Genomic DNA, 26,413 nt, shown 5'->3' with positions numbered 1-26,413 from the left:
CGGGTACCGGGGCTCAGACGGAGGGCTGCGCCGCCTTGTCCGGGCTCGTTTCGCCCTCGGCCTCCGCCGCGGGCTCCTGCGGCGCGGGCGGGGTGCGGACCAGCAGCGCGATCAGCACGGTCAGTCCGGCGAGCGCGGCGCCGACGCCGAAGCCCCACTGGACGCCCGTGGCCAGCGCGCCGGTCTTCTCGGCGCCCTCCGCCGCCGCGGCGGCCGCCCGCCCGGACATCACGCTGATGACCACGGCGGTGCCGGCGGCGGCCGCGACCTGCTGCAGCGAGCCGAGGATCGCGGAGCCGTGCGGGTACAGGTGCGGCGGCAGCACCGCCAGGCCGGAGGTGAAGATCGGCGTGAACACGAACGCCATGCCCGCGCTGAGCGCCACGTGCAGGGCGAGCACCAGCCACGGCGAGGTCTCCTCGCCGACGAGCGTGAACAGCGCCAGGCACAGCGCGGTCAGCACGGCTCCGGGGACGACCAGGCGCGGCGCGCCGAGCCGGTCGTAGAGCTTGCCGACCTGCGGGCCGAGCAGACCCATGGTCAGGCCGCCCGGGATGAGCAGCAGACCCGTCTGCAGCGAGGTCAGCCCGACCACGTCCTGCAGGTAGATCGGCAGCAGGATGAACGCGCCCATGAGCGCCATGAACGACAGGCACATCACGCCGAGGGCCACGGAGAAGTGCCGGAACGTGAGGGTGCGCAGGTCCAGCAGGGGCGTGGAGGAGCGCTGCAGCGCCAGCTGACGCCACGCGAACAGGCCCACCAGCACCGCGCCGGCGGCGGTGAGGACCGGCGCGGCGGTGGCCTGGGCCCCCTCCGGGGCGCCGAGTCCGCTCAGGCCGTAGACCAGGGCGCCGAAGCCCGTCGCGGCCAGGAGGACGGACAGGACGTCGATCGGGCCGGCCTGCGGCTCGCCGATGTTGACCAGCCGGCGCAGGCCGAAGACGGCCATGGCGCCCGCGATCGGCAGCACGGCCAGGAACAGCAGCCGCCACGTGCCGAGCTGCAGCAGCACGCCGGAGACCGCCGGGCCCAGGGCGGGCGCGACGGAGATGACGAGGGTGATGTTGCCCATGACCCGGCCGCGGTCGTGCGGGGGCACGAGGGTCATCAGCGTGGTCATGAGCAGCGGCATCATGACGGCGGTGCCGCCGGCCTGGATGACGCGCGCGCCGAGCAGCACCGGGAAGGCCGGCGCGGCGGCGGCCAGGAGCGTGCCGCTGAGGAACAGGGCCATGGCCACGCCGAAGGCGGTCCGGGTGGTCACGCGCTGGAGGAACCAGCCGGTCACCGGGATGACGACGGCCATGGTGAGCATGAAGGCCGTCGACAGCCACCCCGCGGCCGCCGCGGTGACCTCGAACTCGCGCATGAGCCGGGGGATCGCGTTGACCATGATCGTCTCGTTGAGGAGGACGACGAACGTGGACAGCACGAGGATCCGCAGCACGACGGTGACGCGGGCGGGTGACAGCTCGGGCGCTGGATGCGAGGGGAGCATGGTGCCTTCCGTGAGGTGAGCGCCCTCCGCGGGTGGAGGGTCACACGGACAGACCACGGCGGCGGGGAGAACTCATCGGTGAACCCCACGATCCTGTCGGAACCTCCGACGAGCCTCAAACCATTTTTCCGGACGGCTCCTGCCCGCCCACGGGCAGTTCCGCGAGGGCGTAACCGTGCTTCGTGCCCGCGTCGGCGAGCCGCCCGCCGTCCGGGCCCCAGGCGCCGCTGCGGCCCTCGCAGGCGCCCGCCTCGTTGGTGCCGAGGGTGTTGCCGAGCACCACGTACAGCCCGAAGTCGCGGGCGCGTACCGGATAGACGGCCTCGAACGAGTCGTTGGCGGTGTCCAGCACCGAACTGGCCAGGTACACCGGGCAGCCGTCGGCGGCGGCCCGCTCGGCGAGTTCGGGGAAGCGGTTGTCGTAGCAGGTGGCCAGGGCGAACCGGACGCCGTCCAGCATGAAGCGGCCGTCCCGTTCGCCGGGCCTGAAGACCTCGCGCTCGTAGCCGTACAGGTGCTGCTTGTCGTACCGGGTGAGCAGCGTGCCGTCCGGGCCGAACACCAGCGAGGCGAGCCGGGGCCGCTCGTCGTCCCCGGTCCGCACCGGCCCGCCGACGACGGCCGCCGCGCGGACCGCGCGGCAGGCGTCCCGTACCGGGTCGAGCCGCGGGTCGTCCTCGGTCAGGACCAGCGCCGGGTCGGCGTGGATCAGGCTGGGCTCGTAGCCGGTGAGGGCCAGTTCCGCGAGGACGACGAGCCGGGCGCCGTCGGTGCCGGCCGCGCGGACCAGCCCGGCGATCGTACGGACGTTGGCGTCGATGTCCCCGGGGACCGGGGCGAATTGGGCTGCTGCGACGATCATGGCCTTCATCATCGCCCCCGCCGGCCCTCCGGGGAAACCCGTGGGCCCGGCCCGGGGACCTTCAGGACCCTCCGGACCCCGGTCCCCGGCGCTGTTCGCCCGTCAGCAGTTTCAGGAAGTCGCGGAACGCGGCCGGCATGTCCACCGAGGCCGGGTCGAGCAGCCACTGGTACTGCAGCCCGTCCATCACCGCCGTCAGCAGCGGCGCCGCCTGCTCGGGGGTGAGGCCGCCCGGGAGGCGCTCGCCGTACTCCAGGCGCAGCACCCGCGCCATGTTCTCCCGCACCTGCGCGTACCGCTCCGTGAAGAAGGCGCGCGCCGGATGGCCGTCCGTCACGCTCTCGCCGAGCAGCGCGGAGAAGGTCTGCACGATGCCCGGCCGCATCGCGTTGTACTCGACCAGCGAGTCGAGGAGGTCCAGCCGCCAGCCCTCGCGGTCCCCGGCGCCGCTGGTGTCCCAGCGGTCGCGCTCCTGGAGCACCGCCACGAGCAGCGCGTCCTTCGTCGGGAAGTAGTGCAGCAGTCCCTGCTGGCTCAGGCCCACCCGCTCGGCCACCGCGCCGAGCGTCGCGCCCCGGTAACCGCGCTCGGCGATCACCTCCAGGGCGGCGCGCACGATGTCCCCGCGCCGTTCCTCGCTTCTGGCCCGCGCCATCGCCGTGGCCCCCTCTCCCGGTGTGTTCCGTGGAGAGGAAGGTACGCCATCCCCACGAGCACTGCATAACGAAAGCATCACATCACCTACCGATCTACCGGTAGGCGGGTGCACCATGTCGGCCATCGTCACGTCACCAAGGAGGCAGGGCCATGGCGGAGACCGCACCGAACCCACGCGACGGCGAGGACCTGAGGGAGGCGGCCGTCGAGGCGGCCCTGAGCCGGCTCGGCCTCGACGCCAAGGCGCGGCTGCTCGCCGGCCGGGACATGTGGTCCCTGCCGGCCCTGCCGGAGATCGGCCTGGCCTCCATCGTCATGTCCGACGGCCCGATCGGGGTGCGCGGCGTCCGCTGGACCGCCGACGACCCGTCCGTCGCACTGCCCTCGCCGACCGCGCTCGCCGCCGCCTGGGACCCGGAGCTGGCCCGCCGGGCCGGCCGGCTGCTCGCGCAGGAGGCCCGCCGCAAGGGCGTCCACGTCCTGCTCGCGCCCACGGTGAACCTGCACCGCTCGCCGCTGGGCGGCCGCCACTTCGAGGCGTACAGCGAGGACCCGTACCTCACCGGCGCCGTCGCGAGCGGCTACGTCACCGGCGTCCAGGAGGGCGGGGTCGGCACGACCGTGAAGCACTTCGTCGTCAACGACGCCGAGACCGACCGCTTCACCGTCGACAACCGCATCGCCCCGCGCCCGCTGCGCGAGCTGTACCTCGCGCCCTTCGAGGCGATCGTCGCGAACGCCCGCCCCTGGGGCGTCATGACCGCGTACAACCAGGTCAACGGCACCACCATGACCGAGCACCGCCACCTCGTGAACGAAGTCCTGCGCGGCACATGGGGCTTCGACGGGATCAACGTCTCCGACTGGATGGCCGCCCGCTCCACCGCCGGCGGCATCGAGGGCGGCCTCGACATCGCCATGCCCGGCCCGCGGACCGTGTACGGCGAGGCGCTCGCGGAGGCCGTCCGGGCCGGGGAGGTCCCCGAGTCCGCCGTCGACGCGGCCGTGCGCAACGTGCTGCGGCTCGCCGCCCGCGTCGGGGCCCTGGAGGGCGCCCCGCCGGCCGTCGCCGCACCGCCGGCCGCCCTCGACGGCGACGCGCTCGCCCGCGAGATCGCCCGCCGCGGCTTCGTCCTCGTCCGCAACGAGGGCGGCGCACTGCCCCTGAGGCCCGGCGCGACCGTCGCCCTGTCCGGCGCCGCCGCCCGCGACGCCCGCGTCCTCGGCGGCGGCTCCGCCCAGGTCTTCCCCGACCATGTCGTCTCCCCGCTGGACGGGCTCGCCGCGGTCCTGCCCGAGGGGGCCCTCACGTACTGCGTCGGCGCCGACCCCAGCGACGAACTGGCCCCCGCCGGGCAGGGGTTCACCCTGCGCGCCGTCTGCCGGGACGCCGCCGGGAACGTGCTCGGCGAGGGCTCGCTGCCCAGCGGCCAGGTCCAGTGGATCGGCGGCGACCTGCCCGCCGGCGTCACCCACGAGGAGCTCGCCTCCGTCGAGGTCACCGGCACCTTCACCCCGCGCGAGAGCGGCGCGCACGCCTTCGGCACGCGCGGCCTCGGCGCGTACCGGCTCACCGTCGCCGGACGGACCCTGTTCGACGGCGTGCAGCACATGGGCCCCGAGACCGACCCGTTCGAGGCGTTCTTCGGCGCGCCCGTCGAGCGCGGCACGGTCGAACTGACCGCCGGCGAGACCGTCGAGGTGTCGCTGCTGCACACCCTCGCGAAGGAGTTCGCCGCCCCGCTGCCCGCGGTCATGTTCTCCTTCGTCCACCTCGGTCCGCGCCGGGACCCCGGCGAACTGATCGCCGAAGCCGTCGCGGCGGCCCGCGCCGCCGACACCGCGGTCGTCGTCGTGGCCACCACCGAGCGCGTCGAGTCCGAGGGCTTCGACCGCACCGACCTCGCGCTGCCCGGCCGCCAGGACGACCTGGTCCGCGCCGTCGCCGCCGCCAACCCGAACACGGTCGTGGTCGTCAACGCCGGCTCCCCCGTGGAGCTGCCGTGGCGCGACGAGGTCGCCGCGGTGCTGCTGAGCTGGTTCCCCGGCCAGGAGGGCGGCGCGGCGCTCGCCGACGTCCTCACCGGCGCCGAGGAGCCCGGCGGCCGGCTGCCCACCACCTGGCCCGCCGCCCTCGCCGACGCCCCGGTCACCCGGGTCACCCCGATGGACGGCCAACTGCCCTACGACGAGGGTCTGTTCATCGGCTACCGCGCCTGGGACAAGGCCGGTGCGGTCCCCGCGTACCCCTTCGGCCACGGCCTCGGCTACACCACCTGGTCGTACGACTCCCTGGAGGCCGGCCCGGAGCGGGCCACCGTCCGGATCACCAACACCGGGGCGCGCACCGGCCGCGAGACCGTCCAGCTCTACCTCGCCCCGGTCCTCGACGCCGTCGAGCGCCCGGCGCGCTGGCTGGCCGCCTTCGCGAGCGTCGAGGCCGCCGCCGGACAGTCCGTGGACGTCGAACTGACGCTGCCGCGGCGGGCCTTCGAGATCTGGGACGAGGAGAAGGGCGACTGGGTGTTCGTGCCCGGCACCTACCGGGTCGTCGCCGCCCACTCGCTCGCCGACGAACGCCTCTCCGTGACGCTGGACCTCTGACCGGCGCGGCCCCCCGGCCGGCCCCGGGGCGGAACCCGACGCCGCCCCGGGGTCTAGGGGGTGTCCGGAAAGTCCCGCCTGGCTCGCGACGCCCGGCACGCGCCCTCGCGGCGTTGTCGTCGGTCGTCATGGCGAGCCATGACTCCCTCCTCCGCCTTGCGATGACACGCACCGGACGCCGCGAGCCCTGCCCTTCGGGCAGACGACGCTACTTTCCGGACACCCCCTAGGGCGAGACCCGTGTGACCTGCCGGTAGGCCAGCTCCGCGAGCCGGGCCTGGCCGTCCCTGCTGGGGTGGAAGAAGTCCCAGGGGCTGAGCTGCGCCTCGCCGAACGGGTAGCCGAACACCGCCCCGCCGTCGTACCGGCAGCGGGTGTCCTTCGCGCAGACCTCGCGCAGCACCTCGTTGTACGCCACCACCCGCGCCCGCACCAGGTTCCGGCGCTCCTCGGCGCCGGGCGACAGGTCCTCGGCGTCGGCGAGCATCGCGCCGCAGATGCCGAGCTTCCATATCTGACGGCTCATGGGATTGCTCCGGCCGGTCGACCACAGCCGCTTCAGGTCCGGCACGCTCGTCACGTACACCTGCGCCTTCGGCGCGCCGGAACGCAGCTTCGCCAGCGCGGCGGTGAACGAGGCGCGGAAGTCCTCGACCGGGGTCATCAGCTCCGGGCGCTCCCGGCAGGCGTCGTTGGCGCCGGCCATCACGGTCACCAGCTCCGGCCGCAGGGCGGCCGCCCGGCCCATCTGCTCCGGCAGTTCGGCCATCCGCGCGCCGGTCCGGGCGAGGTTCCAGCTGCGGGCCGTCGCGCCGGACGGGCCGAGCAGCCGCAGCGCGAGGCTGTCGACCGTCGCGTCCGTGCCGGTGGACCAGGACGCCTCGGGGCAGTCGGCGAGCACCTGGCACGCGTCGAAACCGCGGGTGATGGAGTCGCCGACCGCGGCGATCGAGGCGGGGCTGGCGTCCCAGACCGGGGTGGGTCTCGGCGCGGGCCGGGCCGGGCCCGCCGCGGCGGCGTCGCCTCCGTCCGGTCCGCAGCCGGAGAGCGCCGCCGCGCACAGCAGTGCGGCCACCCCTCCGACGACAGCGGTACGCCATCGTCGCCCCGCGCGCATCCTCCGGTCCCCCTCCGTCGCGTCCTGGCGAGTGAAAGCTTGGTGTCCACCCGCACCAGGACCGACCGTACGTCACCCCAAGGAGGGTGCGGCACGGTAGTTTTTCCCCCGTCGAACCAGAGGCGTCTCTGCCGACCGGCTCCGGTAAATTACATCACGTCACATGCTGTCCCTTTTTCGGGGGTTTGCGAAGTTCCACTCCCGATGCTGTTTACTGAGGCCGCTGGGAAAAGGCGAACCTCGTCCCACACTGGAGGTCCCGGTGACGACACGTGGAGTTCTGTACGTGCACTCCGCACCGCGCGCGCTGTGCCCGCACGTCGAATGGGCGGTGGCGGGCGTCCTCGGTGCGAGGGTCCAGCTCGACTGGATCCGCCAGCCCGCGGCCCCCGGGACGTGGAGAGCCGAGTTCTCCTGGCAGGGTGAGACCGGCACGGCGGCCAAGCTCGCCTCCGCGCTCCGCGGCTGGCAGATGCTCCGCTTCGAGGTCACCGCCGAGCCCTGCCCGACCGCCGAGGGCGAGCGCTACAGCGCCACGCCCGAACTCGGCATCTTCCACGCCGTCACCGGCCTGCACGGCGACATCCTCGTGCCCGAGGACCGGCTGCGGGCGGCGCTCGCGCGGTCCACGCGCGGAGAGTCCGAGCTGGAAGCGGAGATCGCCAAGCTGCTCGGCAAGCCCTGGGACGACGAACTGGAGCCCTTCCGTTACGCGGGCGAGGGCGCGCCGGTGCGCTGGCTCCACCAAGTCGTCTGACCGCCGCCTTCCTCCTCCGCTGACGCCGAAGGCCCCGCCGGCAGGAGCCGACGGGGCCTTCGTCAGTACAGCGACGGCAAAAACGTCACACCGTGCGGAACGCCAGCACCACGTTGTGGCCGCCGAAGCCGAAGGAGTTGTTGATCGCGGCGATCGTGCCCTCGGGGAGGGCGCGGGGCTCGTCGCGGACGATGTCCGCCTCGACCGACTCGTCCAGCTCGTCGATGTTGATCGTCGGCGGGGCCGTGCGGTGGTGCAGGGCGAGGACCGTCGCGACGGTCTCGATGCCGCCCGCGCCGCCCAGCAGGTGACCGGTCATGGACTTCGTGGCGGAGACCGCCACGTGGTCCAGGTCGTCGCCGAGGACCTTGCGCAGCGCCTTGATCTCGGCGACGTCGCCCTGCGGCGTCGACGTGGCGTGCGCGTTGAGGTGCACGACCTCCGAGGCCTTCAGGTCCGTCGAGTCCAGCAGGTTCTGCAGCGCGGTCGCGATGCCCCGGCCGGTCGGCTCGGGCTGCGCGATGTGGTGGCTGTCGGCCGACAGGCCCTGCCCCAGCACCTCGCAGTAGATCTTCGCGCCACGGGCCTTCGCGTGCTCCTCGGACTCGAGGACCACGACGCCCGCGCCCTCGCCGAGCACGAAGCCGTCCCGGGCCGTGTCGTACGGACGCGAGGCCTTCGTCGGCTCGTCGTTGTTCTTGGACATCGCCATCATGTTGGCGAAGGCCGCGATCGGCAGCGGGTGGATCGCCGCCTCGGTGCCGCCGGCCACGACCACGTCGGCCCGGCCGGTACGGATCATCTCGACGGCGTAGCCGATCGCCTCGGCGCCGGACGCGCACGCGGACACCGGGGTGTGCACGCCCGCCCGGGCGTTCACCTCCAGGCCGACGTTCGCGGACGGGCCGTTCGGCATCAGCATCGGCACGGTGTGCGGGGAGACGCGGCGGACGCCCTTCTCCTTCAGCACGTCGTACTGGTCGAGCAGCGTCGTGACACCGCCGATGCCGGAGGCGATGACGGAACCGAGCCGCTCGGGGTCGATGGTCGCGTCCTCGCCGGCCGGGGCGGTGTAGCCCGCGTCGGCCCACGCCTCACGGGCCGCGATCAGCGCGAACTGCGCCGAGCGGTCCAGCTTGCGGGCGAGCGGACGGGGCAGGACCTCCTCCGGGTCCACCGCGGCGGGCGCGGCGATCCGGACGGGCAGTTCGGCGAAGCGTTCGCCCTCCAGCGGCCGGACGCCGGAGCGACCCGCCAGCAGACCTTCCCAGGTCGAGGCCGAGTCGCCACCCAGCGGTGTGGTTGCGCCGATACCGGTGACGACCACGGTGCGATTGGTCGAGCTCACAGGAATTCTTTCTCCACGTGTGTGATGGTCGAAATACGGCGCCACCGCCGGGTGGCTGACCGAGTCAGCAGGGGCCGAATCAGCCCTGGTGCTTCAGGATGTAATCGGCGGCGTCGCCGACGGTCTTGAGGTTCTTGACGTCCTCGTCCGGGATCTTGACGTCGAAGCGCTCTTCGGCGGCGACGACGACCTCGACCATGGACAGCGAGTCGACGTCCAGGTCGTCGGTGAAGGACTTGTCCAGCTGGACGTCCTCGGTCGGGATGCCGGCGATCTCGTTGACGATCTCGGCGAGACCCTCGACGATCTGCTCCTGGGTGTGGGCCATGCTGGGCGCTCCTTGGATGTTGTTCAGGTTGTTCAGACTGCTGCGGCTCCGGCCGGAGTGGACCGGACGGCGCCTAGGGGAGGGTAACGACCGTCGCGGCGTAGACGAGACCCGCCCCGAAGCCGATGACGAGCGCGGTGTCGCCGCTCTTCGCCTTCCCGGTCGCCAGGAGCCGCTCCATCGCGAGCGGGATCGAGGCGGCCGAGGTGTTGCCGGTGGTCTCCACGTCACGGGCGACCGTGACGTGCTCCGGCAGCTTCAGCGTCTTCACCATCGAGTCGATGATCCGCATGTTGGCCTGGTGCGGAATGAAGACGTCCAGGTCGGCCGCCGAGATGCCGGCGGCGTCCAGCGCCTGCTGGGCGACCTTCGCCATCTCGAAGACGGCCCAGCGGAAGACCGCCTGACCCTCCTGCGTGATGGCCGGGAACTTGATCTCCCCCTGCTCGTTCAGGGGCAGTTTGGCGACGTCGCCGGTGGGGGTCCCCCCGCTCGAGCGAAGCCGAGAGTGGGGGAGGAAGTCGTCCCACGGCACCGTCTGCTTGATCGTCTCGGACTTGTCGCCCTCCGAGCCCCAGACCGTGGGGCCGATGTGCGGCTCGTCCGACGGGCCGACGACCACGGCGCCCGCGCCGTCGCCGAACAGGAAGGCCGTCGCGCGGTCCTCCAGGTCGGTCAGGTCGCTGAGCCGCTCCACGCCGATGACGAGGACGTACTCGGCCGAGCCCTCGACGATCAGGCCCTTGGCCAGGGTCAGCCCGTAGCCGAAGCCCGCGCAGCCGGCGGAGATGTCGAACGCGGCAGGCTTGCCCGCGCCGATCTTGTCGGCGATCTCGGTGGCGACGGCCGGGGTCTGCTTGAAGTGCGAGACCGTGGAGACGATCACGGCGCCGATCTGCCCGGGATCGATGCCCGCGTCGGCGATCGCCTTGCCCGACGCCTCCACCGACATCGCGGTCACGGTCTCCTCCGGGGAGGCCCAGTGACGCGTGGCGATGCCGGAACGCGAGCGGATCCACTCGTCGGACGAGTCGATCCTCTCGAGGATCACCTCGTTGGGCACCACACGGGTCGGGCGGTAGCCGCCGACCCCGAGGATGCGCGCGTACGGGGCGCCCTTGCTGGGCTTGATCTTCGACATGCCGGTCGGCTCCTTCTCAGGCAGTGTGCTCGGAAAGCAGCGTGCGGGCCGCGTCGAGGTCGTCGGGGGTCTTCAGGGCGAGGGTCTCCACGCCGGGCAGCGCGCGCTTGGCCAGACCGGTCAGCGTGCCGCCGGGGCACACCTCGATCAGCGCGGTGACGCCGAGCGCCTTGAACGTCTCCATGCACAGGTCCCAGCGGACCGGGTTGGCGACCTGGCCGACCAGACGCGAGACGACCTCGGCGCCCGTGGCGACCTGCGCGCCGTCCTTGTTGGAGACGTACGGCAGCGTGGGGTCGGCGACGGTGAGCTCACCGGCCGCCTCCGCCAGCTTCGCCACCGCGGGCTCCATGTGCAGCGTGTGGAACGCGCCGGCCACCTTCAGCGGGACGACCCGGCGGACGCCCTCGGGCTTGTCCGCCTCCAGCGCGGCGAGCTGCTCCAGCGTGCCGGCGGCGACGATCTGCCCGGCGCCGTTCACGTTCGCGGGAGTCAGGCCCAGCTTCTCCAGGTGCGGAAGCGTTACGTCGGGCTCGCCGCCGAGCAGCGCGGACATGCCCGTCTCCACGATCGCGGCGGCCTCGGCCATCGCCAGACCGCGGGTGCGCACGAAGCGCAGCGCGGCGGTGTCGTCGAGGACGCCCGCGAGGGCGGCGGCGGTGATCTCACCGACGCTGTGGCCGGCGACCGCGGACGGCGTGCCGCCCAGGGCCTCGGCGGACAGCAGACCGGCGGCCACCAGCAGCGGCTGCGCCACCGCGGTGTCGCGGATCTCGTCCGCGTCGGCCTTGGTGCCGTAGTGGGCGAGGTCGAGCTCGATGGCGTCCGACCAGGCCGCGATGCGGTCGGCCGCGCCGGGGAGGTCGAGCCAGGGAGTCAGGAAGCCGGGCGTCTGAGCGCCTTGGCCGGGAGCGACGAGTACGAGCACCCTCACACTCTCTCTTGTGGGCGGTTCCGGACGCCCGTGGGGACAGGGACCAAGAACCGTCGGGGGAATTGTGGACGTCCGACAAAAGTCTAGGACTGCGGATCTCCGTCGGCCAGACGCCCCAGGATCAGGGCGATCCGCAGCGTGAACGCGGACCGGACATCGGAGGGTGACCAGCCGGTGACGTCGGTCACACGTCGGAGCCGGTAGCGCACGGTGTTGGGGTGGACGAACAACATCCGCGCCGCGCCCTCCAGGCTGCTGGCCTGCTCCAGATAGACACTCAGAGTTTCCAGCAGCGCCGAGCCCGCTTCCTCCAGCGGTCTGTAGATCTCCTCCACCAGCTGCTCGCGCGCCGCAGGGTCGGAGGCGATCGCGCGTTCCGGCAGCAGATCGTCCGCCAGTACGGGGCGCGGCGCGTCCTGCCAGGCCGAGCAGGCCTTGAGCCCGGCGGCCGCGGCCTGCGCGGACCGGGTCGCGGCGAGCAGGTCCGGGACGACGGGACCGGCGACGACCGGGCCGGCCGCGTACGGGCCGATCAGCGCCTTCGCCACGCCCAGCGGGTTGTCGCTGCCGCCGGCGATGACGACCAGCCGGTCGCCGAGGACGCCGGTCAGCACCTGGAGCTTGGCGTGCCGGGCGGCGCGCCGGATCGCCTCCACGGTCAGTTCGCTGTCGCCGTCGGGGGCGGTGCCGAGCACCACGCACACGTGCTCCGGCGAGTTCCAGCCCAGCGCGGCGGCGCGGGACACGGCGCCCTCGTCGGCCTCGCCGGACAGGACGGCGTTGACGACGAGGGACTCGAGCCGGGCGTCCCACGCGCCGCGCGCCTCGGCGGCCTGCGCGTACACCTGGGCCGTGGCGAAGGCGATCTCCCGCGCGTACACGAGCAGCGCCTCGCGCAGGACGGACTCGTCGCCGGGCGCGGCGACCTCCTCGATCGCCGACTCCATGACCTCGATGGTCGTGCGGACCATCTCCACGGTCTGGCGCAGTGTGATCGCGCGGGTCAGCTCGCGGGGCGCGGTGCCGAAGACGTCGGTGGAGATCGCCTGCGGGGTCTCGGGGTGCCGGAACCACTCGGTGAACGCGGCGATGCCCGCCTGGGCGACGAGGCCGATCCACGACCGGTTCTCGGGCGGCATCGCCCGGTACCACGGCAGCGTCTCGTCCATGCGGGCGATCGCGTGGGCGGCGAGCCGCCCCGACGACTGCTCGAGGCGCTTCAGGGTCGCGGAGTGGGGATGACCGGCGTTCGTGGGTTCAGGCACGGACTAAGGGTGCCTTATCCAGGCCCTGGGGTGCGGCGTCGGGGGGTTTATGCCGCATGCGGCATTCGCCCGCGGCCGCCCCCGCCCGTCCGCTTCCGGTGCCGCCGGCGCTACCGTGGGCCCCGTGATTCGCATTCAGCGCGCCGCCGAGCGCTATGCCGGCGGCGATCCCTCCGCCGGGATCGAGACGGCGCACGCGTTCTCGTTCGGGGCCCACTACGACCCGGACAACCTCCGCTTCGGCGCGCTCCTCGCCTGCAACGAGGAACGGCTCGCCCCGGGCGCCGGGTTCGACGAGCACCCGCACAGCCACACCGAGATCGTCACCTGGGTCGTCGAGGGCGAGCTGACGCACCGCGACTCCGCCGGGCACGCCACCACGGTCCGCCCCGGCGATCTCCAGCGGCTCGGCTCCGCCGCCGGCGTCCGGCACGTGGAGCGCAACGACGGCGCCGGCCCGCTGGTGTTCGTGCAGATGTGGCTGGCCCCGCTGGACCCCGGCGGCGAGCCCGCGTACGAGGTCGTGCGGGGGATCGCCGACTCCACCCCGTACGCGCTGCCCGAGGCCGCCGCGATGCTGCACGTGCGCCGCCTGGAGCCGGGCGAGCGGACCGCCGTGCCGGACGCCGACCACGTGTACGTCCACGTCGTCCGCGGCACCGTCCGGCTCGCCGGCGAGGAACTGGCCGCCGGCGACGCGGCCCGGATCGGCGACGCGCGGGACCTGGCGCTGATGGCGACGGACGACGCCGAGGTGCTGCTCTGGGAGATGAAGGACCCCTGGCGTGCGGCGCGTTGAGCCGCACGGCGGCCGTGCGGGGTCGGCCGGCTAGGCCGCGCGCAGCTCCGCGAGCACGGCGTCCGTGAACGGCGGCCAGGCCTGGATCGCCCACGGGCCGAAGGCCCGGTCCGTCAGGGCCACGCACGCCGCGCCCGCGTCCGGGTCGATCCACAGGAACGTGCCCGACTGCCCGAAGTGCCCGAAGGTCCGCGGCGAGGACGAAGCGCCCGTCCAGTGCGGCGACTTGGCGCCCCGGATCTCGAAGCCGAGCCCCCAGTCGTTCGGCCGCTGGTGCCCGTAGCCGGGCAGGATCCCGGTCAGGCCCGGGTACTGCACGGTCATCGCGTCCAGCACCGTGCGCGGGTCGAGGAGCCGCGGGGCCTGCACCTCGGCGGCGAACCGCACCAGGTCGTCGACCGTGGACACGCCGTCCTTGGCCGGCGAGCCCTCCAGCGCCGTCGCCGTCATGCCGAGCGGCTCCAGGACCGCCTGGCGCAGGTACTCGGCGAACGGGATGTCGGTCGCCTTCGCGACCAGGTCGCCCAGCACCTCGAAGCCGGTGTTGGAGTAGATCCGCTTCGTGCCGGGCGCGGCCATGACGCGGTTCTCGTCGAAGGCGAGGCCGGAAGTGTGCGCGAGGAGGTGCCGTACGGTCGCGCCCTCGGGCCCGGCCGGCTCGTCGAGGTCGACCGCTCCCTCCTCGTACGCGACGAGGACCGCGTACGCGGCGAGCGGCTTGGTCACCGAGGCGAGCGGGAACCGCCGGTCCGTCGGTCCGTGCGCCCCGGCCACGGCACCGTCCGCGCGGACGACCGCGGAAGCCGCGGCGGGGACGGGCCAGTTCTCGATCAGTGCCAGGCTCTGCATGCGCCCGAGCCTACTTGCTTCGAGTGCACTCCAGGGTTCTAGCGTGGTGGCCATGAGCGTGACCGAGACCACGGCGGGCGTTTCCGGCAAGGACCGTTACACGATCAGCGAGGTGGCCGCCCTGACCGGGCTCACGGCGCACACCCTGCGCTGGTACGAGCGGATCGGACTGATGCCGCACGTCGACCGCTCGCACACCGGCCAGCGCCGCTTCACCCGCCGCGACCTGGACTGGCTGGCCTTCGTGGGCAAGCTGCGGCTGACCGGCATGCCGGTCGCCGACATGGTCCGGTACGCCGAGCTGGTGCGGGCGGGCGACCACACCCACGCGGAGCGGCAGGCGCTGCTGGAGGCCACCCGGCGCGACGTGCTGCACCGGATCGCCGAGCTGCAGGACACGCTCGCCGTCCTCGACTTCAAGATCACCCACTACGGGAATCTCACGGGAATCCCAGCGGAGGCATCCACCACATGACCACCAGGATCGACACCGTCCGGCTCGGGGAGAACGGACCGGAGGTCGGCGTCCAGGGCTTCGGCGCCATGGGCATCAGCGAGTTCTACGGCGAGACGGACGAGGCCGCGGCCCGCGACACCCTGGACGCGGCCCTGGCGGCCGGGGTCACCCTGATCGACACGGCCGACTCGTACGGGCGCGGGGCGAACGAGAAGTTCCTCGCGCCGTTCGTCGCCGCGCACCGCGACGAGATCACCCTCGCCACCAAGTTCGCCATCGAGCGCAGCGACGACCCCGCGTACCGGGGCATCCGCAACGACCCGGCGTACATCAGGCAGGCGGTGGAGGGCAGTCTGCGCCGCCTCGGCGTCGAGACGATCGACCTCTACTACATGCACCGCCGCGACCCGGCCGTGCCGCTCGCCGAGTCCGTCGGCACGATGGCGGAGCTGGTGCGGGAGGGGAAGGTGAAGCACCTGGGGCTGAGCGAGGTGACCGGCGCGGAGCTGCGCGAGGCGCACGCCGTGCACCCGATCGCCGCGCTGCAGTCGGAGTGGTCGCTGTTCTCCCGGGACGTGGAGCGCAGCGCGGTCGGCGCGGCGGCGGAGCTGGGCGTGGCGTTCGTGCCGTACTCGCCGCTGGGCCGGGGCTTCCTGACGGGCGCGTTCGCGAACGCGGCCGAGGACCTGTCGGAAGGCGACTTCCGCCGCGTCCAGCCGCGCTTCAGCGGCGCGAACGCGCAGCGGAACGCGGAACTCCTGGCGCCGGTCCACAAGATCGCCGCGTCCCACGGGGCGACGGCGGCGCAGGTGGCCCTGGCGTGGGTGCAGCAGCGGTCCCGGGTGCACGGCCTGACGGTCGTCCCCATCCCCGGCACCCGCAAGCGTGCCCGCCTGCAGGAGAACGCGGCGGCGACCCGGATCACGCTGACGGACGCCGAACTGGCGGAGCTGGAGCCGCTCGCGGAGCAGGTGGCGGGGGACCGCTACCCGGACATGTCGTTCACGGCGGTGGGCCGGGAGTAGGGGCCGTCGGGCGTCGGGGATCGGGCGTCGGGGACCGGCGTGGGGCTGAGGCATGGGCTCGCGCCGGGGTCCTCGGCGGTCGGGGGCTCACGCCAGGGCGAACACCGCGAATCCGGCCGCCAGGACGCCCGCGGTGGCGCGCAGGGCCGTTCCGGTGTTCGCCCAGGGGGTCTCGAACCGGCGCGCGTACCGGCCGATCAGGACCAGCAGCACGGCGAACACCGGCATCCAGGCCAGCCGGGCGAGGACCCAGCCGGCCGTGTCGGGCGCGCCGATCAGACCGGTGAGCTCACCGCCGTACGAGGCCGGGATCGCGGCGGCGAGCATCGCCGTCTGGTGCCAGCACAGGATGGTCATGGCGGACAGGTTCACCACCACGACCGGCGCCCACAGCGCGGGCCGGCGCAGCAGCCGCCCCAGCCGCTCCCGCAGCAGGACGGCCGCGCCGCTCTGCGCCGCGGCCAGCGCGAGCACCAGCAGCGAGGGCGGGTGGGAGTTGGTGCGGGCCTCGCCCGGGACGCCGACCATGGACGCCGGGTAGTGGAGCACGAGCAGCAGGACGGCGAACAGCGCGCCGCCGCCGAGCAGCAGCCCCCAGGCGTGCCGCCGGGTCACCCGGCCCTGCGCCCAGGAGACGCCGAGCTGGTACGCGAACATCCAGCCCGGCAGGATGTTGACCAGGCTCAGCCAGCCGGGCATCGCCTCGCCGTACGGCCCGTACCGCAGCGCGTCGACGACGGCGACCACGGCGAGCAGCGGGGCCGCGGCCCACACGCCGAGCCGGCGGGCGGCGCGCACGCAGTACGGGGTGAGCGCGGTGATCACCGTGTACACGCCGACGAACCACAGCGGCTGCACGACCAGCGTCGACGCGGTCCGCAGGGTGCCCTCGGGCACCCCGAGCCCGTAGTGCAGCAGCGCGAGCAGCGCCGCCCAGACGGCGGTGACCCCGAGCACGGGCCGGCCGAGCCGGGCGAGCCGTCCCTTGAGCCAGTCGCGGACGGGGCCGGTGTGCCGCGCGTACGACAGGGCGGAGGCGAACCCGCCGACCAGGAAGAAGATCCCCAGCATCTGCAGCACCCAGCTGACGGGGGCCAGGCCGCCGAGCGCGGTGAGCGGGCTGGCGTTGCGGATCGCTCCGTCGGGCGTGAGCGCGAACCCGCCGAGCAGCCAGTGCCCGGTGGGCACGGCGAGCAGGGCGAGGGCGCGCAGCCCGTCGACGGCGCGGTCGCGGTGGGCGGGCGTACGGGCGTCGATCGAGGCGGCGAGCGTCATCGGACGTCCTCCCTGGCGATGGCGGCGAAGGCGCGCAGGGACTGGGTGCCGGGCGCGAAGTACCCGTCGTGGCCGCGGGCGTCGGCGGCGGGGACGGGCCGCGCGCCGAACGCGGCGGCGGTGGGGTCGGCGCCGTGGCCGAGCCCCAGGAGCCGGACGTTCGGGACCTTGGAGATCCAGTCGTCGGGGTCCTTGGCGGCCCAGACGCGGGCGGACGTGCGCAGTTCGCCGACGTTCGCGGCGCGCATGCCGGGGGAGCCGTGGACGACGAGGTCGCGGGCCTTGAGCCGGTGGGCGGCGAGACCGCAGACGACGGAGCCGTAGCTGTGGCAGAACACGGCGGGCTCGGGCGCGCCGGTGGCGACGAGCCCGTCCACGAACCGGATCAGCTGCGCGGCCCCGGCCTCGGCGAGGCCCCCGGTCGCGGCGTCCACGCCGACGCCGACGGGCGTGGTGTACCCGGCCCAGGCGACGACGGCCGTCCCCGGCCCGGCGGCGGCGCGCAGCGCCTCGGCCTTGGCCAGCAGGGACGCGCTGTTGCCGGCGTCGACGTCGGAGCCGGGGACGACGACGGCCACGTGCGCGGCGCGCTCCAGGTCCCCCTCGACCACCGCGACCTGACCCCGGCCGCGCGGGTCGTAGGCGAGCACCTGCCGGCCGCGGAACCGCGGATCGCCGTGCAGGGAGCGGGCGTTGGCGGCGTACCGCAGCGCGACGGGCACGCCGTCGAGGTTGCCGACGACGAGGGGGTGGCGCCGTACGAGCTCCTGCCGCCGGGCGTCGCTCAGCCCGCGGACGTACGCGCCGGCCCGCTCGGAGGTGAGCGCCGCCGGATCGGGCAGCCCGTCGGCCATCCAGTCCGCCCGCGCCCGCTCGGGCAGCCCGACGACGGCCCGCTGGCTCCCGGCCGAGGCCCACCCTGTGGTCCCGGCGACGACGCCGGCCACGAGCACGCCGGTGACGACGGCCTTCCTGAACCGCCGCCGCCACTGATCTCCCCGCATCCCGAGCCCCTCCCGGTCCCTCACCCACGCCGTTGACGGGAGGAAGGTAGGAAGGGGACGGGTGACGCGACGTCACACCGAGAAGCCAATCACCGGCTCATACCGGGGTACCCCCGGAACGACTGGCAGCCCTCAGGCCGTTCCGGGGGCTAACCCCCCTCTGCGATCCCCTCGCTCGCCCCTTCGGTGATGCCGAGGTCGCGCCGCATCGCCTCGCGCATGTCCTTGATGAGCGGCCAGAGAGCACGCTGCGCCTCGGCCGCCGAGGCCGCGGTCTCGCCCGGCTCGGCGTTGCCCTGTTCGAGGCGCTTGACCTGCCCGTAGACCCGGGTGAGGGCGCGGTTGACGACCGAGCCGGGCTCGATCACGGAGTCGGGCGCGATCATCAGCGTCTCGGACCACCGGTTGCGATGGGTGTCCTTGGCCTCTTCGAGCGCCCGGACGTCCTCCTCGCCGGGGGCGCGGTTCGCCATGACGAACAGGTGCCGGCTCAGGGCGGTGGCGAACTGCCGGGCGTCCCGGTGCAGTTCCGAGTAGCACCGGCGACGCAGGTCGCGGTACTCGCGCGCCTCCTGCAAGGCCCGCGACAGCTCCAACTCCCGCCGCTTGGTCCGGTCGGCGCCCCGCTGCGTCAACACCGCAGCCCCCAGAGTCCCCGCCACACCGACGATCGCGATCACCACGGCCCCTATGCTCATGCGCCCAGCGTAGGCGGGGGCGCGGGGCGGCGGGGGCGTGAATTCGCCAGGCTGTGACGGGCGTTGGCCGATCTCGGGCGGAGTGCGTGACGCGCGGCGGGGGGCGGTGTGCGTGACGCCGGGGGTGGGTGGTGACACGCGGCGAGGGCGGCGCGTGTGACGCCGGGCGGGCGGCGTGCGTGGTGGCGGGGGCGGCTGGTGTGACGCCGGGCGGGGCGGTGCGCGTGACGCGGGGCGGGCGGCCCGCGGCTCGCGGCCGAGGTAGGCCGACCGGAGGGCGGGGCCGTGCTGCCAGGCCGTGGCGCTTCGGCGCCTCGGCGACTCCCTCGGCCTAGGTCACGGCCTGGGCGACGGCCTCGGCCCGGCCTGGGTCACGGCCTCGGCCCGGCCTCGGTCACGGCCCCGGCCTGGGTCACGGCCTCGGCCACGGCCTCGGTTCCGTCCCGGTCCGTGCTCAGGCCGCCCCGTCCCCCGGGCGCACCAGCCCCGACTCGTACGCGAAGATCACCGCCTGCGCCCGGTCCCGCAGATCCAGCTTGGCCAGGACGCGCCCGATGTGCGTCTTCACCGTCTGCTCCGCCAGGACCAGCCGTTCCGCGATCTCCTGGTTCGACAGCCCCCGCGCGATCAGCTCCAGGACCTCCGTCTCGCGCGGCGTCAGCCCGTTCAGCCGCAGCGCGGCGCGGTCCCGCCGCGGGGCCGGCCGCTGCGCCGCGAAGTCGGCGATCAGGCGGCGCGTGACCGAGGGCGCGAGCAGCGCCTCGCCCGCCGCGACCACCCGCACCGCCGCGATGAGGTCCGCCGGCGGCGCGTCCTTCAGCAGGAAGCCCGACGCCCCGGCGCGCAGCGCCTCGTAGACGTAGTCGTCCACGTCGAACGTCGTCAGCATCAGCACCCGCGGCCGGTGCACGGCGCCGACCCCGCCCGTGAGGATCTCCCGCGCCGCCGCGAGCCCGTCCATCTCCGGCATCCGCACGTCCATCAGCACCACGTCCGGATGCGCGGTCCGCGCGACCTCCACCCCGGCCCGCCCGTCCGGCGCCTCGCCGACCACGTCGATGTCGGCCTGCGCCGACAGCAGCGCGGCGAAACCCGCCCGCACCATGGCCTGGTCGTCGACGATGATCACGCGGATGGTCACGAGAGGGAGCCCTTCACCGAGGTGGCCGTGCCGGACGCCGCCGGATCCGTACGCAGCGGCAGACGCGCCGCGACCCGGAAGCCGCCGTCCGGCAGCGGCCCGGTGTCGAGCGAGCCGCCGGTCAACCGTACGCGTTCCCGCATCCCGACCAGCCCGTGCCCGGTCCCGGTGCTCTCCAGCGGCGAACGACGCGCATCGCGTTCCGGGGAGGGCCCGTTGACCACCAGGACGGTCAGCCACGCCCCGTCCTCGTCCGGCCGCACCGACACCCGGGTGGGCGCGCCCGGCGCGTGCCGGACCACGTTCGCGAGGGCCTCCTGCACGATGCGGTACGCGGAGAGGTCCACTGTCTGCGGCACGTCACCGAGCTCCGTCGCCAGCGACAACTCCGCCGGCACGCCCGCCCGTACCGTCGCCTCGACGAGCTGCTGCACGCGGTCGAGGCCCGGCTGCGGGGCCCGTTCCCCCTCCGTGCCGTCGCTGCGCAGCACGGCCAGCAGCCGCCGCATCTCCGCGAGGGACTCCCGCGCGGAGGCGGCGATGGAGCCGAACTCCTCGCGGGCGGCGTCCGGCAGGCCGGGGATCCGGTACGGGGCCGAATCGGCCTGGACGGTGATCACCGACATGTGGTGGGCGACCACGTCGTGCAGCTCGCGGGCGATGCGGGCGCGCTCCTCCAGGAGCGTGCGGCGCGCCCGTTCCGCCTCGCTGATGGTCTCCTGCTCGACGAGCCGCCGCTGTGCGTCGCCGCGTTCGCGCAGGGTTCCGGTGACGAGCAGCACGACGCCGCTGAGCACGAACAGCAGGACGTGCACGGGCTGGCTCAGGTTGGGCGCGATCAGCCCGCACAGCCAGCCGGCGGCGCCGGTGACGAGCCAGACGCCGATGAGCGTCCGGCGGGGCTCGCGCAGCCCGACGGCGAGCATCAGCGCGAGGTACCCGACGACGACCATGGGGGTCCAGGGCCACTGCCGCCCCGCGGTCCCGTCCGCCGCGATCAGCAGGAGCGCTCCGGCGACGTCGGCGGACAGGATGATCCACCAGGACTGGAGCGGCCGGGTCACGGCGAGCAGGAGCGGCGCGGTCTGCGCGGTGGCGAGCGCGCCGGCGAGCGCGCCGTCGAGGCGGTAGTCCTGGGTGAGGACGGTGATGGTGACGGGCAGCAGCGTGGCGACGAACGCGAACGCCACGACGTACGGCAGGTGGCGCAGCCACACGTACCGGGCGTCCGCGAGGAGCGGCGCGGCGGGCCGCGGCGTGGCGAGGGCGAGCCCGAGGGCGTGCAGGGGCCGGCGCGCGCCCGCGGGCACGCCGCGCCGCACAAGCGCCCGCAACCGCGCCAGGCGCCTCGCTCGGGGTGTGGATGATCCATTGCTCATGACCCGCCCACCCTAGGCACCCGCACCCCGACCGCACGTCATACCGAGGACTGGCCCTGAACACCCCCACCCCTGCTACCGAGGTATGACCCGCCCGAGCCCCTCGTCACGGCCCCATGCCGAGCCCCCGCGCCATGCTCCACGCCCAGCGGGGCCGACGGGCGCAGGCCCGCGCGGGCCGCGGCGCGCAGGGCGTGCGCGTCTCCGGCCCCGCGCCGAGCCCACGCCCCGCCGGAGCGCCGTCCTACAGCTCCGCCAGCAGCTCGCGCTTCTTGGTCGTGAATTCCTCGTCCGTCACGAGGCCCGCCCGGTGCAGGTCGCCCAGGTGCCGGATCCTTTCGGCGATGTCCGCGGGATCGCGTCGCGCCCCCGCCGTCACCTCCGCCGGGACCGGCTCCTCCGTGCCCGCCTCGCGGATCGCCGCGAGGACCGCCGCCGCGAACGGCAGCGACTCGTGGACCGGCCCGTACCCGAGGCCGAAGACGACCGCCGCCGGGTCGAGATCGGCCTGCGCCGGCTGCGTACCGGCCTCGCGGTCGCGCCGCAGCAGCCGCAGGTAGCCGTCCAGCACGTCCGGCGAGCGCCACTCAACCCCGCTCAGCTCGCGCACCGCGAACGCCTGGTCCCCGGCCTTCCACTTCGCCGACGACGCCCCCGTCCACGACCAGCGGAACGCGACCTCGCCCTCCCCGTCGAAGCTGGCGCGGCCGTCGTACGCCTTGAAGGACTGCGGCCCCTCGGGCGCAGCCACCAGATAGCCGTCCGAGGGCTCCGCGCCCGCCGCGACCAGCGGACGCAGTTCGTCCGCGTAGTACTCCGCCAGCGTCTCCCGGTCCGCCGGCAGCACCAGGCGGTACGGATCGCACCCCTCCTTCAGCTGCCCCGCCGCCGCCTCCATCAAAGGATCGGCCCCGGGGCGCGGCACGGCGTGCAGCACCACGGTCCCGCGTTTGCCCGGCGTGAGCGTCACCCCGCTCAACGCCTCGTGCGGCACGCGCCGTTCGCGCAGTGCCTGGAACAGCCTGGGCGTACGAATCCCCCGTTCGAAGCGGATGAGCACGGCGTCGGTCTCGAACTCCCAGGTGGCATGAATTCCGGCCAGCACATCACCCATGCGCCTCATCGTATGCGGCACCGGCCACGGAGTCGCCCCTGCCGGCCCCGCCGTCCCCCCGGCGAACTCCCGTGCTCTCCCGCGCTCTACGCGCGTCAGGCCCCCGCCGCACCGGAAATTCCACGGCGACAGGCGCTGTCGGCGCTCGCGCACCTCAGTTCCTGGTACGCCCCGACCCCTATGTCGGCGAAGTTGTCGAGGCTCTCCGTGCCCGGCTCGAAATAGCCCGTGTGACCGTCGGCGCCCGCCGAAGAGAGCAGCCGCGCCCCGAACGCCGGCTCCGCCGGATCCGCCCCGTGTCCGACGCCGCCGATCTCCAGGTTCGGCACCCGCTGGATCCAGTCGTCCGCGTCCCGCATCGCCCACACCCGCGCCCGCGTGGCCAGTTCGGCCGCGCTGTCCACCCGCATGCCCGGACTGCCCGCCACCGCGACGTCCGTGACGCGCTCCGGCAGCCGGCCCGCGGCGACCCCGCAGAGCACGGAGCCGTAGCTGTGGCAGAAGAGGGTGACCCGCGACGTCCCCGGCAGGGCGTTCGTCATGTTCACGAGCCGCACCGCCCCGCTCTCCGCGAGCCGCCCGATCGCCGCGTCGATGCCGACGCCGACCGGCGAGGTGTAGTCGGCCCAGGCGATGACCGCGACGCGCGCCCCGGGCGCGGCCCGCCGCTCGGCGTCGTACAGCGAGCGCGCCATGCCCGCCGGGGCGGTGTAGCGGCCGCGAGTCCGCTGGAACGTGAGCAGGTTGGTGTCGACGCCGGGCACGATCACCGACACCCGCTGCGCCCGGTCCAGGTCCCCGAGGACCTCGGCGGTGCGACCGCTCCCGGTCGGGTCGAACGCGAGGATCTGCCGCTTCCGCTCCATCAGCGAGGCGAACCGGTGCGCCCGGCGCGTCGCGTCCCGCCGGCCGTCCCGGCTGAGCCGCGCCTCGGCGAGGCGGCGCCGCTCGGCGTCCAGGGCGCGGCGCAGCGAGAGCCGGTTCGCGCGGTAGCGGAGGGTGACCGGCGCGCCGTCGAGATTGCCCACGATCAGCGGGTGCTCGTCGGCGAGCCGCGCCCCCCGTTTCGCTCCGATCGCCTGGAAGAACGCGGCGACGGTACGGGCGGGGGAGGCCGGATCGGGCAGCCGCCGGTCGGCGGCCGAACCGTGCGTCCAGGCGGCGAGCGCGGCCCGGTACGGGTCCTCCGACCCGGGCTGACGTCGGATGGTCGTCCATCCGGTCGTCGCGAGGAGGACGAACACGACGGCCAGCGCGAGCAGCATGCGCCAGGCGGCGAGGGTGGGGGAGGAGTCGAAGGAAGTCACTGCGGAACACCCTAGGAGACGCCCGCGGGGGGCCGGGCGGAGGGTGACGCGGATCACGGAGGGGCGCGGGAATACCGCCGGTTACGGTGACGGTGGGTACACACTTGCTCCCGTGTGGGCGGTGTGCGGCCCTTGCTTCACGGCGCGACGTCTGTACGGTGTGCGGCCCAAGGTTCGGGCAGGGGCCGGGGGTTCGGGTCTGCGGTACAGGGTCGGGCAATGCCCCGGGGTTCGGGTCTGCGGGCCCGGAGTTCGGGCGGGGCCCGGAGGTCAGGTCTGCGGCCCGGGTCCTCCCGGCGCGGCCGCGTCGCTAGGAGCGCCAGTCCTCCGTCAACGACGGCCCCAGATGGTCGAGGTACCGCTCCGTCAGCGCGCGGATCGCCTCCAGCGTGGTGTCCGTGCCCCGGCCCCACAACTGGCCGGTCACCCGCATCACGCCGCTGAACGCGGCGACCGCCACCCGCGGCCGCGGGTCCTCGTCCACGTCCAGTCCCTCGCGCTCGGCGATCAGGCGCGCGACGCGCTCCTCCATCTCGGCGGACCGCCGCAGATGCACCGCGAGCAGCGCCGGCGTGGACTCGATGATCTGGTACGTGCGCAGATAGAGCTCCACCGGCACGACCTCCTCGATCGCCTCGCCGATCCGATCCCAGGAGCTCAGGACCGCGTTGCGCATCGCGTCGAACGGGCCCTCCTGCGCGGGCCGTTCGGCCAGGGCGCTCACGAAGCGCTCCTCGACCATCTGCTGCACCGCGAAGGCCACGTCCTCCTTGCTGGCGAAGTAGCGGAAGAACGTGCGCTGGGAGACCTCGACCGAGTCGGCGATCTCGTCGACGGTCGTCTGCTCGTAGCCCTGCGTGGTGAAGAACTCCAGCGCGGACCGCAGCAGGGCGTCGCGCGTGCGTTGCTTCTTGCGCTCGCGCAAGCCCGTCGGGGGTCCGGATACGGAGCGGGTCGCGGCACCGCTGGGCGTCACTTGATGGTCCTCTTTCTGCCACTCGGACCGGATCAGCGTACCTGTGAGCAACATGACAGTTACCGGCGTATGAACTGCTTTGTCAATTGTCAGCGACTGACACTAGCCTCGTTCCCATGACTAGTCAGACCATCGACAAGGCGCCTCAGCCGAAGGAGCCGAGTTCCGTACCGGAGCAGAACCAGGGCCTGCGCGGCCACCCCTGGCTGACGCTCTTCGCCGTGGCCGTCGGCGTGATGATGGTCGCGCTGGACGGCACCATCGTCGCCATCGCCAACCCGGCCATCCAGAAGGATCTGAAGGCGTCGATGGCCGACGTCCAGTGGATCACCAACGGCTATCTGCTCGCCCTCGCCGTCGCGCTCATCACCGCCGGCAAGCTCGGTGACCGCTTCGGCCACCGGCAGACCTTCCTCATCGGCATCGCCGGCTTCGCGGCGGCCTCCGGCGCCATCGGCCTGTCCGACTCGATCGCGCTCGTCATCGGCTTCCGCGTCCTGCAGGGCCTCTTCGGCGCGCTGCTGATGCCGGCCGCGCTGGGCCTGCTGCGCGCCACCTTCCCCGCCGAGAAGCTCAACATGGCGATCGGCATCTGGGGCATGGTCATCGGCGCCTCCACCGCCGGCGGCCCGATCGTCGGCGGTCTGCTCGTCGAGCACGTCAACTGGCAGTCCGTGTTCTTCATCAACGTGCCGGTCGGCATACTCGCGCTGGTCCTCGGCCTGGTGATCCTGAAGGACCACCGCGCCGAGAACGCGCCGCGCTCCTTCGACCTGCTCGGCATCCTGCTGCTCTCCGGCGCGATGGGCTCCCTCATCTGGGGCATCATCAAGGCCGGCGAGTCCTGGGGCTGGTCCAGCGGCAACACCTGGGGCTTCCTCGGCGGCGCGATCGCCCTCTTCGTGCTCTTCGCCCTCTGGGAGACCAAGGTCAAGGAGCCGCTCATCCCGCTGGGTATGTTCCGGTCCGTCCCGCTGTCGGCCGGCGTGGTGCTGATGGTCCTGATGGCCTTCGCCTTCATGGGCGGTCTGTTCTTCGTCACCTTCTATCTGCAGGGCGTGAAGGGGCTGAGCCCGGTCGACAGCGGTCTGCACCTGCTGCCGCTGACCGCGATGATGATCGTCTCCTCGCCGCTGGCGGGCGCGCTGATCACGAAGTTCGGCCCGCGCATCCCGCTGGTCGGAGGCATGGTCTGCACCGCGACCGCGATGTTCGGCATGATCAGCCTGACCCCGGAGACCGGGACGCTCGCGATGTCGCTGTGGTTCGCCCTGCTCGGCCTGGGGCTCGCCCCGGTCATGGTGGGCGCCACCGAGGTCATCGTCGGCAACGCGCCGCTGGAGCTGTCCGGCGTGGCCGGCGGTCTGCAGCAGGCCGCCATGCAGGTCGGCGGCGCGCTCGGCACGGCCGTCCTCGGTGCGGTGATGTCCTCCAAGGTCAGCAGCGTGTTCGAGGAGAACTGGAAGGACGCCGGCATCCCCGTCCCGCCGGACCCGCGGCTGGAGCAGGCCGCCGAGTTCGGCGTGGTGCCCGCGGAGCTGGGCAAGGCGCCGGGGATGACCCCGGACCTGCTGGCCTCGATCGGCAAGGTCATCCACGACACGTTCATGTCGGGCATGGGGCTCGCGTTCACCGTCGCCGGTGTCGTCGCGGTCGCCGCGGCGCTGGTCGCCATGTTGACGAAGCGCGGCGAGAACGCGGAGGCGGGTGCGGGCGCGGCCCACATCTGACCTCGGTCTTCTCCGAGCCGACCCGGTCCTCCGGGTCAGGCCCCGCCGGATCCGTCCGGCGGGGCCTTTCCCCTGTTCGGGTGAAGTGGGCTCTGGCCTCTTCCCAACGCTGCGTGACACCTCCAAGATTCTGATTACGGAGAGT

24 protein-coding genes are annotated in these 26,413 nt (G+C 73.6%); 6 read left to right on the top strand and 18 right to left on the bottom strand.

Annotated elements, in window-relative coordinates; all coding sequences use genetic code 11:
- Positions 1-13 precede the first annotated feature (13 nt).
- The 3 genes from ACNJ93_RS09310 to ACNJ93_RS09300 form a co-directional block, all read right to left on the bottom strand.
- Entirely contained in the window at positions 14-1,501 is a 1,488-nt protein-coding gene (locus ACNJ93_RS09310; protein ID WP_418956892.1) for a DHA2 family efflux MFS transporter permease subunit, read from the bottom strand.
- A 115-nt stretch (positions 1,502-1,616) separates the two neighbouring features.
- Positions 1,617-2,363: a carbon-nitrogen hydrolase family protein gene (locus ACNJ93_RS09305; RefSeq protein ID WP_418956891.1), complete on the bottom strand. Its 747-nt coding sequence runs from the start codon at positions 2,361-2,363 to the stop codon at positions 1,617-1,619.
- Positions 2,364-2,424: 61 nt separating this feature from the next.
- The gene (locus ACNJ93_RS09300) at positions 2,425-3,018 is read right to left on the bottom strand and encodes a TetR/AcrR family transcriptional regulator (RefSeq protein ID WP_418956890.1); all 594 of its coding nucleotides are present in this window, start codon (positions 3,016-3,018) and stop codon (positions 2,425-2,427) included.
- Between the two features lie 152 nt (positions 3,019-3,170).
- Between ACNJ93_RS09300 and ACNJ93_RS09295 the strand changes: the two genes are divergently transcribed.
- Entirely contained in the window at positions 3,171-5,624 is a 2,454-nt protein-coding gene (locus tag ACNJ93_RS09295; protein ID WP_418956889.1) for a glycoside hydrolase family 3 protein, read from the top strand.
- 226 nt (positions 5,625-5,850) lie between these two features.
- Here ACNJ93_RS09295 and ACNJ93_RS09290 read toward each other — a convergent pair whose 3' ends face one another.
- A complete protein-coding gene (locus ACNJ93_RS09290; RefSeq protein ID WP_418956888.1) occupies positions 5,851-6,741 on the bottom strand; it encodes an SGNH/GDSL hydrolase family protein in 891 nt (296 codons plus the stop codon).
- Positions 6,742-7,003: 262 nt separating this feature from the next.
- Between ACNJ93_RS09290 and ACNJ93_RS09285 the strand changes: the two genes are divergently transcribed.
- A complete protein-coding gene (locus ACNJ93_RS09285; protein ID WP_418956887.1) occupies positions 7,004-7,498 on the top strand; it encodes a DUF3145 domain-containing protein in 495 nt (164 codons plus the stop codon).
- Positions 7,499-7,583: 85 nt separating this feature from the next.
- Here ACNJ93_RS09285 and fabF read toward each other — a convergent pair whose 3' ends face one another.
- The 5 genes from fabF to fasR form a co-directional block, all read right to left on the bottom strand.
- Complete coding sequence (gene fabF / locus ACNJ93_RS09280) at positions 7,584-8,846, bottom strand: beta-ketoacyl-ACP synthase II (RefSeq protein ID WP_418956886.1); 1,263 nt, start codon at positions 8,844-8,846, stop codon at positions 7,584-7,586.
- A gap of 79 nt (positions 8,847-8,925) precedes the next feature.
- Positions 8,926-9,174: an acyl carrier protein gene (locus tag ACNJ93_RS09275; protein ID WP_418956885.1), complete on the bottom strand. Its 249-nt coding sequence runs from the start codon at positions 9,172-9,174 to the stop codon at positions 8,926-8,928.
- A gap of 73 nt (positions 9,175-9,247) precedes the next feature.
- Complete coding sequence (locus ACNJ93_RS09270; RefSeq protein WP_418956884.1) at positions 9,248-10,315, bottom strand: ketoacyl-ACP synthase III; 1,068 nt, start codon at positions 10,313-10,315, stop codon at positions 9,248-9,250.
- A 16-nt stretch (positions 10,316-10,331) separates the two neighbouring features.
- Positions 10,332-11,243: an ACP S-malonyltransferase gene (locus ACNJ93_RS09265; RefSeq protein ID WP_418956883.1), complete on the bottom strand. Its 912-nt coding sequence runs from the start codon at positions 11,241-11,243 to the stop codon at positions 10,332-10,334.
- 89 nt (positions 11,244-11,332) lie between these two features.
- Positions 11,333-12,514, bottom strand: coding sequence for a fatty acid biosynthesis transcriptional regulator FasR (gene fasR / locus ACNJ93_RS09260; RefSeq protein ID WP_418956882.1), 1,182 nt, complete (start codon positions 12,512-12,514; stop codon positions 11,333-11,335).
- A gap of 124 nt (positions 12,515-12,638) precedes the next feature.
- Here fasR and ACNJ93_RS09255 point away from each other — a divergent pair, with 124 nt between their 5' ends.
- A complete protein-coding gene (locus ACNJ93_RS09255) occupies positions 12,639-13,313 on the top strand; it encodes a pirin family protein (protein ID WP_418956881.1) in 675 nt (224 codons plus the stop codon).
- A gap of 30 nt (positions 13,314-13,343) precedes the next feature.
- Here ACNJ93_RS09255 and ACNJ93_RS09250 read toward each other — a convergent pair whose 3' ends face one another.
- A complete protein-coding gene (locus tag ACNJ93_RS09250; RefSeq protein WP_418956880.1) occupies positions 13,344-14,162 on the bottom strand; it encodes a serine hydrolase domain-containing protein in 819 nt (272 codons plus the stop codon).
- A gap of 52 nt (positions 14,163-14,214) precedes the next feature.
- On the opposite strand from ACNJ93_RS09250, the gene ACNJ93_RS09245 reads away from it, so the two are divergent.
- Positions 14,215-14,637 (top strand): MerR family transcriptional regulator, encoded by a 423-nt coding sequence (locus ACNJ93_RS09245; protein ID WP_418956879.1) that lies wholly within the window; start codon positions 14,215-14,217, stop codon positions 14,635-14,637.
- A complete protein-coding gene (locus ACNJ93_RS09240) occupies positions 14,634-15,644 on the top strand; it encodes an aldo/keto reductase (protein ID WP_418956878.1) in 1,011 nt (336 codons plus the stop codon). Before ACNJ93_RS09245 ends, ACNJ93_RS09240 begins: the two co-directional genes overlap by 4 nt.
- A gap of 87 nt (positions 15,645-15,731) precedes the next feature.
- Here ACNJ93_RS09240 and ACNJ93_RS09235 read toward each other — a convergent pair whose 3' ends face one another.
- The 8 genes from ACNJ93_RS09235 to ACNJ93_RS09200 all read right to left on the bottom strand — a co-directional run bounded on the left by ACNJ93_RS09235 (position 15,732) and on the right by ACNJ93_RS09200 (position 24,487).
- A complete protein-coding gene (locus ACNJ93_RS09235; RefSeq protein ID WP_418956877.1) occupies positions 15,732-16,919 on the bottom strand; it encodes an acyltransferase family protein in 1,188 nt (395 codons plus the stop codon).
- Positions 16,916-17,923 carry an alpha/beta hydrolase gene (locus tag ACNJ93_RS09230; protein WP_418956876.1) on the bottom strand — a complete coding sequence of 336 codons (1,008 nt, stop codon included), beginning with the start codon at positions 17,921-17,923 and terminating at the stop codon, positions 16,916-16,918. The genes ACNJ93_RS09235 and ACNJ93_RS09230 overlap by 4 nt, the downstream gene beginning before the upstream one ends.
- 149 nt (positions 17,924-18,072) lie before the next feature.
- Positions 18,073-18,621, bottom strand: a complete 549-nt coding sequence (locus ACNJ93_RS09225; protein WP_418956875.1) for a hypothetical protein — start codon at positions 18,619-18,621, stop codon at positions 18,073-18,075.
- A gap of 454 nt (positions 18,622-19,075) precedes the next feature.
- Positions 19,076-19,762 carry a response regulator gene (locus ACNJ93_RS09220; protein ID WP_418956874.1) on the bottom strand — a complete coding sequence of 229 codons (687 nt, stop codon included), beginning with the start codon at positions 19,760-19,762 and terminating at the stop codon, positions 19,076-19,078.
- The gene (locus tag ACNJ93_RS09215) at positions 19,759-21,141 is read right to left on the bottom strand and encodes a sensor histidine kinase (RefSeq protein ID WP_418956873.1); all 1,383 of its coding nucleotides are present in this window, start codon (positions 21,139-21,141) and stop codon (positions 19,759-19,761) included. The genes ACNJ93_RS09220 and ACNJ93_RS09215 overlap by 4 nt, the downstream gene beginning before the upstream one ends.
- 244 nt (positions 21,142-21,385) lie before the next feature.
- The gene (locus ACNJ93_RS09210) at positions 21,386-22,255 is read right to left on the bottom strand and encodes a DUF4429 domain-containing protein (protein WP_418956872.1); all 870 of its coding nucleotides are present in this window, start codon (positions 22,253-22,255) and stop codon (positions 21,386-21,388) included.
- Between the two features lie 95 nt (positions 22,256-22,350).
- Positions 22,351-23,562, bottom strand: a complete 1,212-nt coding sequence (locus ACNJ93_RS09205) for an alpha/beta hydrolase (RefSeq protein WP_418956871.1) — start codon at positions 23,560-23,562, stop codon at positions 22,351-22,353.
- 310 nt (positions 23,563-23,872) lie between these two features.
- A complete protein-coding gene (locus ACNJ93_RS09200; RefSeq protein WP_418956870.1) occupies positions 23,873-24,487 on the bottom strand; it encodes a TetR/AcrR family transcriptional regulator in 615 nt (204 codons plus the stop codon).
- 167 nt (positions 24,488-24,654) lie between these two features.
- Between ACNJ93_RS09200 and ACNJ93_RS09195 the strand changes: the two genes are divergently transcribed.
- Positions 24,655-26,268, top strand: a complete 1,614-nt coding sequence (locus tag ACNJ93_RS09195; protein WP_418956869.1) for an MFS transporter — start codon at positions 24,655-24,657, stop codon at positions 26,266-26,268.
- The last annotated feature ends 145 nt before the right edge of the window (positions 26,269-26,413 follow it).

It is taken from the genome of Streptomyces tritici (assembly GCF_048500665.1).
Taxonomy (GTDB): domain Bacteria; phylum Actinomycetota; class Actinomycetes; order Streptomycetales; family Streptomycetaceae; genus Streptomyces; species Streptomyces tritici.
Note: the sequence above shows the minus strand (reverse complement) of the source record. Positions and strands in the feature narration are given on the sequence as shown.

Excerpts from the sequence above, each read along its gene's own strand:
- ACNJ93_RS09310 (WP_418956892.1), bottom strand. The coding sequence starts at position 1,501 with ATGCTCCCCTCGCATCCAGCGCCCGAGCTGTCACCCGCCCGCGTCACC.
- ACNJ93_RS09305 (WP_418956891.1), bottom strand. The coding sequence starts at position 2,363 with ATGATCGTCGCAGCAGCCCAATTCGCCCCGGTCCCCGGGGACATCGAC.
- ACNJ93_RS09300 (WP_418956890.1), bottom strand. The coding sequence starts at position 3,018 with ATGGCGCGGGCCAGAAGCGAGGAACGGCGCGGGGACATCGTGCGCGCC.
- ACNJ93_RS09295 (WP_418956889.1), top strand. The coding sequence starts at position 3,171 with ATGGCGGAGACCGCACCGAACCCACGCGACGGCGAGGACCTGAGGGAG.
- ACNJ93_RS09290 (WP_418956888.1), bottom strand. The coding sequence starts at position 6,741 with ATGCGCGCGGGGCGACGATGGCGTACCGCTGTCGTCGGAGGGGTGGCC.
- ACNJ93_RS09275 (WP_418956885.1), bottom strand. The coding sequence starts at position 9,174 with ATGGCCCACACCCAGGAGCAGATCGTCGAGGGTCTCGCCGAGATCGTC.
- ACNJ93_RS09270 (WP_418956884.1), bottom strand. The coding sequence starts at position 10,315 with ATGTCGAAGATCAAGCCCAGCAAGGGCGCCCCGTACGCGCGCATCCTC.
- ACNJ93_RS09250 (WP_418956880.1), bottom strand. The coding sequence starts at position 14,162 with ATGCAGAGCCTGGCACTGATCGAGAACTGGCCCGTCCCCGCCGCGGCT.
- ACNJ93_RS09245 (WP_418956879.1), top strand. The coding sequence starts at position 14,215 with ATGAGCGTGACCGAGACCACGGCGGGCGTTTCCGGCAAGGACCGTTAC.
- ACNJ93_RS09240 (WP_418956878.1), top strand. The coding sequence starts at position 14,634 with ATGACCACCAGGATCGACACCGTCCGGCTCGGGGAGAACGGACCGGAG.
- ACNJ93_RS09235 (WP_418956877.1), bottom strand. The coding sequence starts at position 16,919 with ATGACGCTCGCCGCCTCGATCGACGCCCGTACGCCCGCCCACCGCGAC.
- ACNJ93_RS09230 (WP_418956876.1), bottom strand. The coding sequence starts at position 17,923 with ATGCGGGGAGATCAGTGGCGGCGGCGGTTCAGGAAGGCCGTCGTCACC.
- ACNJ93_RS09225 (WP_418956875.1), bottom strand. The coding sequence starts at position 18,621 with ATGAGCATAGGGGCCGTGGTGATCGCGATCGTCGGTGTGGCGGGGACT.
- ACNJ93_RS09215 (WP_418956873.1), bottom strand. The coding sequence starts at position 21,141 with ATGAGCAATGGATCATCCACACCCCGAGCGAGGCGCCTGGCGCGGTTG.
- ACNJ93_RS09210 (WP_418956872.1), bottom strand. The coding sequence starts at position 22,255 with ATGGGTGATGTGCTGGCCGGAATTCATGCCACCTGGGAGTTCGAGACC.
- ACNJ93_RS09195 (WP_418956869.1), top strand. The coding sequence starts at position 24,655 with ATGACTAGTCAGACCATCGACAAGGCGCCTCAGCCGAAGGAGCCGAGT.